Origin of the sequence: Paenibacillus sp. FSL F4-0097 (genome assembly GCF_038593125.1) — a bacterium.
Lineage (GTDB): Bacteria > Bacillota > Bacilli > Paenibacillales > Paenibacillaceae > Paenibacillus_AQ > Paenibacillus_AQ odorifer.
On record NZ_CP151965.1, the window covers coordinates 4,724,013 to 4,737,322 of the forward strand.

General features: G+C 43.2%; 12 protein-coding genes. 3 read left to right on the forward strand and 9 right to left on the reverse strand.

Annotated elements, in window-relative coordinates:
• Positions 1-9 precede the first annotated feature (9 nt).
• The 3 genes from MHH86_RS21240 to MHH86_RS21250 form a co-directional block, all read right to left on the reverse strand.
• Positions 10-1,482 (reverse strand): carboxylesterase/lipase family protein, encoded by a 1,473-nt coding sequence (locus MHH86_RS21240; RefSeq protein ID WP_036676107.1) that lies wholly within the window; start codon positions 1,480-1,482, stop codon positions 10-12.
• A gap of 19 nt (positions 1,483-1,501) precedes the next feature.
• Positions 1,502-2,656 (reverse strand): AI-2E family transporter, encoded by a 1,155-nt coding sequence (locus tag MHH86_RS21245; protein ID WP_036676105.1) that lies wholly within the window; start codon positions 2,654-2,656, stop codon positions 1,502-1,504.
• A gap of 243 nt (positions 2,657-2,899) precedes the next feature.
• Positions 2,900-3,259, reverse strand: coding sequence for a (2Fe-2S) ferredoxin domain-containing protein (locus MHH86_RS21250; RefSeq protein ID WP_036676102.1), 360 nt, complete (start codon positions 3,257-3,259; stop codon positions 2,900-2,902).
• A gap of 149 nt (positions 3,260-3,408) precedes the next feature.
• On the opposite strand from MHH86_RS21250, the gene MHH86_RS21255 reads away from it, so the two are divergent.
• From MHH86_RS21255 to MHH86_RS21265, 3 genes are all read left to right on the forward strand, one after another.
• On the forward strand, positions 3,409-4,995 hold the full coding sequence (locus tag MHH86_RS21255; RefSeq protein ID WP_051490902.1) for an AraC family transcriptional regulator: 1,587 nt from the start codon (positions 3,409-3,411) through the stop codon (positions 4,993-4,995).
• A gap of 103 nt (positions 4,996-5,098) precedes the next feature.
• Positions 5,099-6,115 carry an ABC transporter substrate-binding protein gene (locus tag MHH86_RS21260; protein WP_341070622.1) on the forward strand — a complete coding sequence of 339 codons (1,017 nt, stop codon included), beginning with the start codon at positions 5,099-5,101 and terminating at the stop codon, positions 6,113-6,115.
• Between the two features lie 142 nt (positions 6,116-6,257).
• Complete coding sequence (locus MHH86_RS21265) at positions 6,258-6,488, forward strand: hypothetical protein (RefSeq protein ID WP_036676096.1); 231 nt, start codon at positions 6,258-6,260, stop codon at positions 6,486-6,488.
• 6 nt (positions 6,489-6,494) lie between these two features.
• Here the strand turns inward: MHH86_RS21265 and MHH86_RS21270 are convergent, their stop codons facing one another.
• The 6 genes from MHH86_RS21270 to MHH86_RS21295 all read right to left on the reverse strand — a co-directional run bounded on the left by MHH86_RS21270 (position 6,495) and on the right by MHH86_RS21295 (position 13,272).
• A complete protein-coding gene (locus tag MHH86_RS21270) occupies positions 6,495-7,592 on the reverse strand; it encodes a GerAB/ArcD/ProY family transporter (protein WP_038572462.1) in 1,098 nt (365 codons plus the stop codon).
• A 36-nt stretch (positions 7,593-7,628) separates the two neighbouring features.
• Positions 7,629-8,834: a Ger(x)C family spore germination protein gene (locus MHH86_RS21275; RefSeq protein ID WP_038572463.1), complete on the reverse strand. Its 1,206-nt coding sequence runs from the start codon at positions 8,832-8,834 to the stop codon at positions 7,629-7,631.
• The gene (locus MHH86_RS21280) at positions 8,831-10,345 is read right to left on the reverse strand and encodes a spore germination protein (RefSeq protein ID WP_094902289.1); all 1,515 of its coding nucleotides are present in this window, start codon (positions 10,343-10,345) and stop codon (positions 8,831-8,833) included. The genes MHH86_RS21275 and MHH86_RS21280 overlap by 4 nt, the downstream gene beginning before the upstream one ends.
• Positions 10,346-10,501: 156 nt before the next feature.
• Positions 10,502-11,515, reverse strand: a complete 1,014-nt coding sequence (locus tag MHH86_RS21285; protein ID WP_339809714.1) for an iron-hydroxamate ABC transporter substrate-binding protein — start codon at positions 11,513-11,515, stop codon at positions 10,502-10,504.
• A 132-nt stretch (positions 11,516-11,647) separates the two neighbouring features.
• Entirely contained in the window at positions 11,648-12,658 is a 1,011-nt protein-coding gene (locus tag MHH86_RS21290) for a helix-turn-helix domain-containing protein (protein ID WP_076147000.1), read from the reverse strand.
• Complete coding sequence (locus MHH86_RS21295) at positions 12,616-13,272, reverse strand: hypothetical protein (protein WP_052097205.1); 657 nt, start codon at positions 13,270-13,272, stop codon at positions 12,616-12,618. Before MHH86_RS21295 ends, MHH86_RS21290 begins: the two co-directional genes overlap by 43 nt.
• Positions 13,273-13,310 lie beyond the last annotated feature (38 nt).

Genomic DNA, 13,310 nt, shown 5'->3' on the forward strand with positions numbered 1-13,310 from the left:
TCAATCTTCTTAAGCCAGCATAGTGACAATTCTTTTGCGTTTCTCTGATTCAGGATCATAAGCTACATGCGTATCTTCATCAAAGATCAAGGTAGCCCGTTCCTCCAGATTGTATTTCGGCCATAACCTCGCAGCTGTAGCCGGATTTCCTTGATGAGCGAAAGCAATCCAAGCGTCATGCATAACCTCAGCCAACTTCTGCATTGTTGGATTAATTTCTGCCCTAAGATGGGTTAGATGAGATAGATTATTAAAGGCATAAACGATTTCTGCACTATGCACAGCTTTATTTAACAAAGGATGACCTGGGATCGTGCCGTCAAAACGGTACATCCAGACAGGTGCATAATTCAATTGGTTTTCCGCTAGAGACACCGAGGCTGCCCAGAAGTAAAGATCCGTTAGAATTTCGGCTTGTCCCTCCCAGGTGGAAGAATAATGGTTAGCAATCTCTTTCAGACTCCCAGTACCCATCATCTGCTCCAGCGCCTTAAGTGATTCGTCAAAGTCTGCCTCAGGTGATTCTTCTCTGAAGAACAAGTTGCCCTCATCACGATTGGTTCCGATCAATAGCGGAATACCATGTGCCGATCCTTCTGCCACAGCCTGTGCAGGTTCTACAGGAAGTGTATCCCCATCAATGACAGGCTGAAATAACATGCCAATTGAGCCACCCGTTAACTTTTTAGTCATTCTTGCGGCTGCATCGATAATTTGTTCAGAAGAAAATGTTTGCAGAAGACTGGCATCTCCATCTGGAGCAATCCCTAATTCAGCTAGCAGTGCCGCTGCAATGTACTTTCCTTGCTCGGAAGGCAGTGTCTGAGCAGCTCCACTTTGCATAATCGCACCAGCGAACAACCCCTTCGCTGCTGGCATGGCCAAAAGAGCTGCGATACTCATACTCCCTGCTGACTCTCCGAATATAGTTACCCGCTGCGGGTCCCCGCCAAAAGCAGCAATATTCAGCTTTACCCATTCCAACGCGGCGATTTGATCCAATAATCCTTGATTAGAAGCAAGCCCATGGCCAAATGGAGACAAATTCATGAATCCAAATGGACCCAGCCGATAGTTAATGGTCACTAAAATTACTTTGCCGCGCTCAGCGAAGCTTGTGCCGTCAAACTGCGGCTGACTTCCAGCCCCGGTCACAAACGTCCCCCCGTGAATCCAGAACATAACAGGCAGGGGCTCATCATGAACTGCTGGCGCCCAAATATTTAAATACAGACAATCCTCGGAATGAAGCGGCGTCTTGCCACCGAACCGAGTACCTCTCGTATCCGCTGGCTGATGACTAACCGGACCAAATTCAGAAGCATCTCTAATCCCATCCCAGGCTTCTGGTGGCTGTGGTGCACGAAACCGAAGTTCTCCAACAGGTGGAGCTGCAAAAGGGATCCCGCGCCAAATGTTCACTTCCCCCTCCTGTATTCCTTGAAGCTTACCATAAGAGGTTACTGCTATTGGTGCTCCCATTACATTTCACCCTTCCACATTATTCCTTATTCTCTTCAATCTGTTTATATAAGCCGGATCGAAACCGGAACCATTCAAAAAGATGTGTAAATACCACCTTAAGTACCGCATAACCCGGAACTGCAAGGATAATCCCCAGAATTCCAAACATTTTACCTGCGAATATAATTACAAAAATAATGGTTATCGGATGAATCTTCAACGTCTTGCCCATGATCTGTGGTGAGATAAATTTCCCTTCAATCAGCTGAACAGCTGTCCACACGATAATCATCTTCAACAACATAAATGGAGAAGTGACCATCGCCACAATTAGGGCAGGTGTAATCGCGATTGCCGGGCCCAGATAAGGAACAACTGCTGTACAAGCAGCAGCAATAGCCAGAACGAGAGAGTATTCCAAACCAATGATTAAATAGCCAATATAGAGCAGCAGACCAATACAGCAGCTGACAATAATTTGCCCGCGTATGTAAGAGGATACCTGACTGTTCATCTCCGACATGACCATACGAGTCTGCGGCTGCAGAGAAGTAGGTACAAACTTCAGAATATAATCCGGCAATTTTTTTCCATCGCGAAGCAAGTAGAACAAAATAAATGGCGTCGTTACAACCGCCAAGACAATCTCTGTAAGGGCTCCTACAAAGCTGCCAACACCCGTCAAGGCATTATTCAGAAAAGAACTGCCCCACGCCGTAATCTTAGATGTTATCTCACTAAGGTTCGTTCCGATACTATCTTGAACTTGCCCAAAGAACTCCGTTCCGGTCAGATCCATAAACCGTTCTTGAATTAATTCACTATACCTTGGAAAATTGTCGATCAAACCTGATAGCTGAGTCCGTATAATTGGAATGACCATAAACAAAACCAGCGTGATGAGACCAGCAATCAACAAATATAGGATGATTATTGCATATACACGTTTTATTCGGGATCTTTTCTCCATCCGATCTACCAACGGATTCAGCAAATAATAAGCTATACCTGCCAGTAATAATGGTGCGGCCACGGTGTGCAGCAATACTGATATCGGCTTAAAAATAAACGGTATTTTGGAGAATACCAGAATATTAATTCCAACCAGCAGCATAATGAGCAGCACTACTACAAATTTATTATTCAGAAAAAATTTTTTGAACTTCTCTGGCCACACCTGCAGCCTCTCCATCGTACCCTCTCCCCTATAAACCATCATATATACTGTGTTATTTCATTCACTTTTTAATAGCATAGTCAACGTTAGCCCTGCAAGTCAAATTTGATGTCCTTAATTAAGCACACAGTCCTATTACGAGTCTGGTCATGATCCGATTCAATCATAATCCTCCCCTGTTTATAAATAAATAACCCTGCACGAGATATTCCTCTGTACAGGGTTAGAACCGCAGCTAAAAGGTACTTACAAGCCTTGCTATTTTTTCTTTTTCCCTTTAGCGCCCTTTTCATTTGAAGCAATCAATTGTCCATCATAGGTGTATAACAAGTGATCTTCAAGCTTCTCCCCCTGCAAATGTTTCCGCACTAATGATTTCGCCAGCTTAGGTGTAATCTCTTTGTACCACACACCTTCGGGATAAGCGATCACCACACAAGCATCTGAACATCTTCCATTACAACGGGTCACAGTCGTATGTATAAGACTTTGTGCGCCCTGCTTCTCAATCTCGTCTTCTATCGCTTCAGCTACCTCTTCACCTTTGTGTTTCTTGCAGCTGCTACCGTTACATATTAATAAGTGACTTACAGTTCCTTGTAAATTCCAGGTCGTCATGGATGACTTCAACCCCTTCTTATCAGCTAACCCTATTCCGTTCGTGGATTATTTTAAACACTATCATAAGCATCATTATAGTCAATAGTAAGAAAGACTGTTATACTATAAATGAGAATGATTATCAATGAAAAGAAGGGGATTACTACATGCAGATCCAATCTGACGGGATGCCTTATCCATCCCATCCTTTTTATATGCCCCTTCGGGTCATCAGCTTATCGGGAATAACCAACTACTCAGCCTCAAACATTTCTTCTACTAATTCCAGCCTTATGATGATCTGGGATGGGAAAGGTTTTCTTGAAATAGACGGTAAGATACACAAGGTCATGGCCGGAAGCTTAATAGCCCTTAGTAGTTCTTCTTTATTGAAGATGGAACCTGAATTACAGTTAAAGGGGATATGGATTGAGTATTCCTGTATACCCCAGAGTAAAAATGAGGACATTTTTATAAATGACAACTCCCCTGTCCACCATGCCTCCACTCGTTTGATAGCCTTGGCAGGTGAGCTTTACAGTGCCTGGATAGACGCTGATAAACAAAAGCCGTTTAGGGTCCAGCAGCTATTCACCCAGTTCATCGTGGAGCTTCATGGTGAACTGACATCCCATAAAGAAAGATCAAGCAGTTGGATGGAACGGGTGACTGAGTATATAGAAGCTCATTACAATGAAGATATCACGCGGGATCAAATGGCTGCTTTAGCTGAAGTGAGCCCCGAGCACTTTTCGCGAACCTTTCGCAAATCAATAGGTCTATCCTTCAGTGCTTATATTACACTACTAAGAATCCGTAAAGCCCAGCAACGAATCCTCACCAGTTCTCCCAATCTGACAACATTGGCACATGAGGTTGGTTACGAAGAGGGAACTTATTTGAGCCGAAAATTCAAGCAGCTTGTTGGCGTTTCACCTACAGCCTACCAGAATAAGAATAAACGGGTCGTTGCCCTGAACTATAATCACACCGCTAGCCTGCGAGTACTGGAAATCATGCCTCAACTCGGGGTTTATTCCGAATGGCAACATAGCTTGGAACAAGTTCCCGCTTCCAAACAGCTTCAAATGAGCGAAGGTAAATTTTCATTACTCTATGACTCAGTAGCTGCGGTAAAACCAGATGTCATTATCGGCTACAGTCTACCCGACAATAAGATTCTGACTCCTGTTGCTCCGGTTATCGAGCTGCCCTTTATGCAAATGAGTTGGCGAGAGCAATTTGCTCTGATTGCCGAGGTTGTGAATCGACGACAGCGTGCTGAACAGTGGCTAAGTCATTATGACAGACTTTGTCTTACCGCCAACGGGTTATTAAACCATGCTATAGGAATGGAGAGAGGTACGGCTATCGTGTGGGAGGTTAGCTCCCGATCCGCCTACTGTTTCAGTAGCAGCTTCGGCAGAGGTTGCCAAATTCTATACGGTGATCTTGGCTTCAAGCCCCCCTCCGTAATTATTGAAAAAGGGATCACAGATTCCGGGTACTTAGAGGCATCTATTGAGGATATCGTATCGTTTCCTGCTGACCATATTATTATCACTAGCATCCCTTCATCATCTGAGGGAAGACAACGTTTTACTCGCCTACTACATTCTAAAGCTTGGAAGCAATTAGATGCAGTCCGAAACGGACGGGTATATATTCTGAACCAGGCTGATATGTTCTACGGATTTGACCCACTGTCCTCACAGGCACAGCTTCAAGAATTGCTACGGGTAATGACATCATAAATTTGCATAAGCTGAGATCATATCCGTCCATAGTAAATACCCGGTGAAGCTTGTAAAGTTCTTATTGAGAATGATAATCAATATACATAGGGGGAACAACAAATTGCATAATCCAGGAAAAAATAGCTCCAAACAAACCCATTGGCTTCTTTTTCCCTTCATGCTGGCATTAATTCTAGTCATATCAGCTTGCGGGAATTCCAATAATTCTGTGGGGAATACAGGCAGTAACACCAGCAACACATCATCGGCAACTGCAGTACCTACCGAAACTAGTCAACCAACAGAAACTACGGAAACAGCTGCTCTTAAAAAGGTCACTACTATAAATGGTGATATTGAAATCCCTGTTCAACCTAAAAGGATTGTCGCTGAGGAATATCTGGGCAGTCTGATTGCGCTAGATACCATTCCTGTTGGTGCTCCCGGATTAACACTGGAGAATATGTATTTTAAGGAGGCACTTACTGGAGTTGCAGACACTGGAACTTACGGCAAAATGTCACCTGAAAAAATCATCGCACTTAATCCTGATTTGATTATTTCTGGACAAGCTGAAAGCTATGAAGCACTAAGCAAAATTGCTCCAACCATCGTTGTGCCATATGGTGATCTGAAAGATGCTCATGCCGAATTAACCTATTTCGGAGAACTCCTTGGTAAGGAAGAGGCAGCCAAAAGCTGGCTTGCAGATTACGACAAACGGATAGCTGAAGCTAAAGCCAAAGTAGACAAAGTAATCCCTGCAGATGCAACATTTTCCATCATGGAAGACGGCGGAAAATCCATTTGGGCCTATGGCGATAACTTTGGCCGAGGCGGACAGCCTGTCTATCAGGCGCTGGGTCGTAAGCCCCCTACAGCTGTGGCCGCAGAAATTATGGAGAAGCAATGGGCGGAAATCTCTACAGAGGCACTCGCTAAATACGCAGGAGATTATATTATCTTAACTTCCAATAACCGTACAGAAGCTGATTACAAAGCTGATCCAATCTGGAGTAGCCTACCCGCTGTAAAAAATGGCCATCTCTATGTATGGAAAGAAGAACGGTCTTGGTACTATGATCCAATTGCCGTGTTATCCCAGACCGAAGAACTGGCTGCTTGGCTTATACAATAAAATGCGCTTAAATTAGAATCCCCTACTGCTTCCAACAACGTTGGAGCAGTAGGGGATTTGTTATTTCTTTTGACTACAAACACACTCAAGAGGTAATAATACATTTAGCCTAAGGTTAATCTAGCAAATGGAGTTGATCAATATGAAATTACTATTACTATATTTCATGCTTGCTTTTATGGGGTTGCTGATGGCAGTAATCATCGACCTTTTATCAGGAGAAAACCTCACCGCTTCAATGCGGACGATCTATGACTCCTTTGCAGCTACAAGCATACAGGAATCAATAACTATGCTCGTTTTTATCTCCTTACCTTTTGTTATTACAATTACATCCTCTATCCGAAATAGAAGCAATAAATCCATCAAATAAAATAAACTAACCTATGCTCCCTAATTTTCTGCGGATGTAATGAACGATGCACAAGAGAATAGGTACAGCGGCACAGAAATACGGCAAAATATATTTCAGAAATATCCTTCCTTCGTCCATATGTATCGGATAATTCGCTGAACTAATAAAAGCCCCGAACAAAACAACAATACCAACGGGAACGGCGAGCTTTCTGCTGTCTTGCACCTTGAATAGATCCGCGGTGACTACCATTGCAGCGTAGCAATATACTGACATTTTAAAAAAGACTCCAATGATTAAGGTTAAGAGCACAAGCGCGTCCAAACGTTGAATGAAATTGGCCAGGTTTACTAACGTTATCGTAGTGAACATCGGAAAATTGGCTCTACTGTAGATTTCTGTTCCTAGAACGGATATTTCGATGGCATGGGTAAAACTGAGTAATAATCCGCATAAAGTAATTGCGATGATTCCGGTTCTTTTTGCTACCTTGGTTTTTTTGATATGAGGTAAAATCGTAGTGAAACATACCATCTCCCCGAACGGAAATAGCCATATATTTAGATAGGCTGATTTCAATGCATTCTTCCAATCCGAGGCCTGTAACGGAAACAAGTTATCTAGTTTTACAAGTCCGGCGGCAATAACCAAAAAGCAACTGGTCAAGCCCAACAATATTATAATCAGCATATAAATCTCAGCCGCCCGCGCAAACACCTCAATCCCCTTATTTAAGATGTAAATTACCGCAACAACCATCATTGCATAAATGATGAACACGGGTGTTCTGTCGTAAGAAGCAGCTATTAACAACTCACCTGATTCATGCAGATTTCGGGAGCCATTGAAGAGAAGGATTGGAATATATGTTAAGCTTAACGGCCAGCCTATAACATTGCCCAGTATCTTTCTTGTATAACCGCTAATAATCATGCCCGGATATTGCCGGTATAAATAAACATAAATCAAATACAAAAGAAGTCCACCGGGCAAAGCTAACAGAATAGCAATCCAGACAGCATGGCCACTTTCAAGTCCAATCGGTACCACAAGGGCCGTTCCCAATTCAAACAAAAAAATCAAAGCAAATAATTGACTCGCGCTGATGGTTTCTTTTTTCATAAAGTGGCCTTCTCCCACCTTTCTCACTGAACACTTTCATTTTTCCTTTAACAATTTCGGCTCTAATCTCATTCCAACACTGCGAATATAGGCTTCTACAGAAACATCCACTTCCGCTTCCGCGAACACTGACTCCCAATCGTCCTTAACAGTCTCCCATGCTTTTGGATTTGTGCGCTTCAGTTCATTCCCGAAATTGAAAATATCGCATTTCATAGTTTGAGCAGCCTGTAAGGCTTGGGTTATTTCCTGTTTAGTTTTAAGAGCCACTTGTTGTTCCAACTGAACGATTACCTCTCTATCACTTAGCTCAATATAACTCTGTGCCTCACTAAGCGTCCCCTCTTCCACAACATTTACATGAATGACGGGTACTTTATTGCGGAGTTCAATCTTAATTTTTGTTTTTGAATAATTAATGTTAACGGCTATCGAATCTTTAACCTCATTTGAATCTACATTAATACTGGTTTCATTAATCTCGTTCTGTACCCATAGTGCCCCCCGAGCAAGAGGGCCATCCAGCCACCCCTGAAAAACCCCTTTTTTCAATACGCTAAGCCCGCTCATTGTGACAAGTGCTTTTACTTTAGTTTGCTCCATCCCGGATTTTTTAGTTCCTTCTTCAGCGTCTCCAAGAATTCTGGCTCCGGATATCACCACTGACCCTTCTCCACTGAGACCATTAATTAGCTCAAAAACATTGATATCCCGGCTTTCTCCATATATTCTAGCGGTATTTTTACTCTTTTTAATAATCCCAATTGCAGGCAGGCTTTCTACGGGAAGCAATAGTTTCAGAATAGAGGATGCTTCCGTATCTCTGGCTACAATAACATTCGTGTTGAGCCGCAGCTCATGGGACCTTTCAAAGATGTCAAAAATCCCATCAATACCGCTCTTCACTGTAGATTCGCCTAAAACTAATAGCTGCGTGTGTGCAAAAAACATCTGTCTTGCCGCCTTTTTTGAAGTCTTGCGAAAAGCGCCAAAGATCGTACGGTCCGTAGAAGAATAAATAGTGACCGTGGGTTGTCCGGTGCTAGCTCCTGCACTTGTGGCTGTTGAGGATGGATTCACAATCTGAAAAGTAACATGATATTCCTCTTTATTCGGCACCTTATCCACACCTATACCAGTCACAATGCCTAAATTGTTTAATTCCCGACTGTTCCAGCAGCTTGTCAGCAACATTAAGCAGCATATACAAATAAATGAACGCATCATCCATCCGACCTTCATTTGCCACTCCCCGGCTTCCCATCATTCACCTTAAGTCGAGTATTATTTTTTTGGCTAACAAGACGCGGCCGAGTTTTCATATATTTCAAGGGCACACGCAAGATCGAGTCCTTCTGATTCTCAGCGATAAAAGGACCAAATGGAGACATATACGGAAAACCCAACGATTTCAAGCTACACATATGAGCAACCAAAATAAAAGTAAAGATCGTTATTCCATAAAGCCCCATAAAGGCTGCGATAAACATAATGATGAAACGCAAGATACGTATGGAAAGAGCCATATTAAAAGCGGGAGTAGCAAAGCTGGATATTCCTGTAAGTGAAACTACAATAACCATTGCAGGAGAGACAATACCGGCTTGTACGGCTGCCTGTCCTAACACTAAGCCCCCAATGATCGACACAGTTTGGCCTATAGGGGATGGCATACGAATTCCTGCTTCACGTATAATCTCAAAGGTAAATTCCATCAGCATAGCCTCAATAAAAGCCGGAAATGGAACCCCCTCCCTTTGTGAAGCAAAATTAATAAGTAAGGCCGTTGGGATCATTTCTTGATGAAAGTTTAGAATTGCAATAAATAACGCTGGGCCAAATAACGAAATAACAAGGCAAATAAATCTCAATAATCGGATCAAAGTCGTAATATCATAACGCTGGTAATAATCTTCTACGGCATGTAAAAACATAAAAAAGGTTGTAGGTGCAATCAGCACAAACGGGGTCCCGTCCACAAAAATAGCAACTCGACCTTCTAAAAGATTTCCTGCAACACTGTCAGGACGTTCCGTATTATATAATGTTGGGAATGGAGAAAAGGGAGTATCTTCTAAAAATTGCTCAATGTATCCAGATTCCAGAATCCCGTCTATATCAATGCTTTGCAGCTTAGTTCTGAGCTCCTTTAAGGTATTATCATTGACGATTCCATGAATATACATAATAGATACATTCGTTTGCGTGACGTCACCTATCTTCATCGACTCCACCCAGAGATTAGGGCTTTTTATTTTCCTGCGCACCAGAGAGATATTCGTCCCAATAGATTCTGTGAAGCCTTCCTTGGAGCCACGAATGGCTACTTGAGTTGTAGCGTCCGATACCGCTCTAACCTCACCGCCGCTTGTATTCCCTCTGATAGCTGCCCTTATCCCGTTGACCCAAAGAATGGTATCACCAGAGAATAAAGCCTCAAAAAGCACATCCCAATCTTCAAGTGTCTGTTCTTCTCCGATCCCTCTCGCCACTTCTTTCATATACAAAAAGATATCTTCAGCGGATGTTACCACCGGGTTTTCTTCACTTAGCTTATCGAACGACATCGCATGCTCCACAAACTCGTTGACCATTAATTTTTCTATTAATCCCTCAATATATACAGCAGCTACCTCAACCTGTGTGGTAGTGGATTTAATTCTACGAATAACAATATCAGGGCTATGGCCAAGCCTTTCTTGAAGCTCTTTAAGATTATCGTCCAAAATAGTAGAGTTAAAGGGGTCCATCATTAACACCTCCTGCTCATACTATTTGTTCTACACCGCTTTTTTATGCAACAAATGGAATCTATAACCTCCCTTAACTTGGAATATAAATACGCAAAAGGGATGTCCTTGAGCTACTATAGCTCAGCGAACATCCCCTTTTACTCTTTTGAAATTAACTTATTGAAGAGACTTCAGCAACGTAACTATCTCATCCAGCTGCTTGTCCAGCGCATAAGCATCGGATAGATAATAAGTTTTTAGATCGTAGGTGAATACATGACCCGACTTGACAGCAGGTAGGTTCTGCCAGAAGACACTGTCCAGAATGTCCAGCTTATCCTGCTCCACACCACGGCTGAAGCCTTGGAAGATATAATCAGCTTCACCTAAGTACTCGGGCAACGCTTCAAGTGAGAGGGAAGCCCAGCCTTCTTTAAAGGCTGCCTCTTGGACAAGATCAGGTGCATGCAGCCCCAATCCGTTATATATAATCTCTCCACCGCGCCCATATGACGAACCGTATAAATACAGCTCTTTACCGGCAATTTCAAAGATCGCCACCTTTTTGTCAGCTGCGATCAGATCAGCCAATTCCGCTTTTTTCGCTTCCAGCTTCTGATTGAAATCCGCCACCCACTTTACAGCCTGCTGCTCCTTGTTCAAGATTTTCCCGATCTCGATCAATCGTTCCTTATAGTCGTATTTGCCCCAAGGAATAAAGACAGTCGGAGCAATCTTAGAGATTTGCTCATAGGTATCTTCCTGATAAGTGATAATCAAGTCCGGTTCGAGGCTCGTTATTTTCTCCAGGGACACCGTCATGTCATCGCCTACTACTTCTACACCTGTCAGCGCCTCTTTGAAATATGGATGGTTCAAGATGTCATTCCCGGCAACGGCAATGGGCGTCACGCCAAGCGTCAGAAGATCACCAATAAAGTCTTGTACCGGAATCACAACTCTTTGTGGATTGCGTGGGATCTGCACCGGGCCTTTGTCGCTTTCGTACGTCCAATACTCTGCATCAGCAGCCGGCTCCGTGCTGGCAACTACAGAATCATTATTAGTAGCCGACGTGCTAGCTGGAGCATTCCCCTGATTAGCAGCTTGTCCGCATGCGCTCAACAGCAGCACCAGCGTAAGCATAACAGCTATCATGCTTGTTTTTCCTAACGATATAATTCTGTACAATGTAAATCCCCCTTGAGACTTTATATTATTATGATATTGATAATCAATATCATTAAGATCTTTGTTTAATATACCGTCTCCGCGGAAAAACATATATACACGCTAATACATCAATTTAGCTATGGACGATTGTCAGCTTAATTTATGGCCGGTTAACAAATCTGTCTGTATTTCCAGCTGGCGTTCGAGCGCAAGCCCTTCGCTGCCCCAAAATTCCTCAAGCTTCAGGTAATATATGCATTCATTCCTGAATGCTGGAAGATTGCGCCAAACCGCGCTTTTACTAATGCGTTTACGTGTTCTCGACATCCAGTCCTCTTGTCCTGATACAACCACAAACATATGGTCAGCCGCGTATATTGGCAATTCCGACAGTGAGATGCATAAATGATCATTCCGCTCCAGAACATCTGACCTTACCTTGTCCGGTGGAGTTACCCCCAGCATTGGATACAGATTGTACACCCCTCGGGCTGTATAATTCCAGATATAAATACTGTTATCTTGCCTAATCTCATACACCGCTACCGTTTCACCAGATTCAATTAATGAGGACAAGCGCTGCTTGGCCAAATCTATTTTCAAATGATAGTGCCTTATCCATGCCTCTGCCCGCTCCTCTTCTCCCAGCAGTCTGCCGAATAAACGAATCTGTTCCAGGCGGTCCATTTTATCACACTCCACAGTAACTAGTGGACCCAACTTTTCCATGCATTTAAGCTGACGAGGGCTCAGATAGGTCGGTGCAATAACTAGATCGGCATCTAGCCCAGACCAGTCCGCTTCCGCCGGACATCCCTGCAACTCAAATGATCGCACACCCGCCAGTTCCGGCAGCAAAAGCAAGGAGTAGTTCATCACATCTTCTTCAACCGCGACAGGCTTCACTCCCAGCGCAAGTAAATCCCCTAAAAATTGTAACGCTACTATCCGCTTCGGTTTGGGACGTAAACGGAATTCTGTTGGGGTCATCCCGGTGACTTGCTTGAATTTGCGGCTCAGATATAGTCCATCTGTATAGCCTACTTTTTGCGAAATTTCCTGTATTGTTGCTTTGCTGGACATCAAGTGTTTTTTCGCTTTATTTACTCTTAAATGAGTTACATATTCGGTGAAGCTCCAACCCGTCTGCTTGCGAACCATACTGAGAAATAACGAGGATTGAAGCCCATCATTCGAGACATCATCTCCCGCGTAATCTCCCTTTGGAAATTCTGGTGGATATAAGAGAGCATTCTGAAATATGAACTATCCGTAATGTCTGCTTCAGCGTCAGCCTCTACGACCAGTTGATGTAGCTGATACAGCAAGGATTGAATTCTATCTGCCTGTGCTTCTAAATTATTGGCAGCAACATCTTCCAATTCGCTGAATAAGCGGGTTATTTTATTCGTCGTACGTATAGGTAAAATCCCATTGACCGGAAAAATTTCACGGCAAAGTCCATAGACCAATTCTTGCTCCGTGCTATTGCTTAGCCCATATACCTCATAGGAAATTGCTAGAACAGAGATAACAGTCTCTAATGGAGCATTAATTTGATAAGTCGCACCTGCGCTTAGAAAAAGAATTTCACCATTTTTCAGAGCTACTGTCTCTCCTTCTATGGTTATTTGAACGATAGCTTCTATTGGTGTCAGGAAGAGTGGGGACTGGGCAATCTGGGGTTTATTGATGTGACCGCCGCCGCATTGGCGTTTCCCTGCCTCTTTTAACAGATAAATTCTATGAACCGGGTTATTATTTGATAGCTTCATTCCTGCTCCCTTCCAGACTGCTAGACTTAATAACCCAT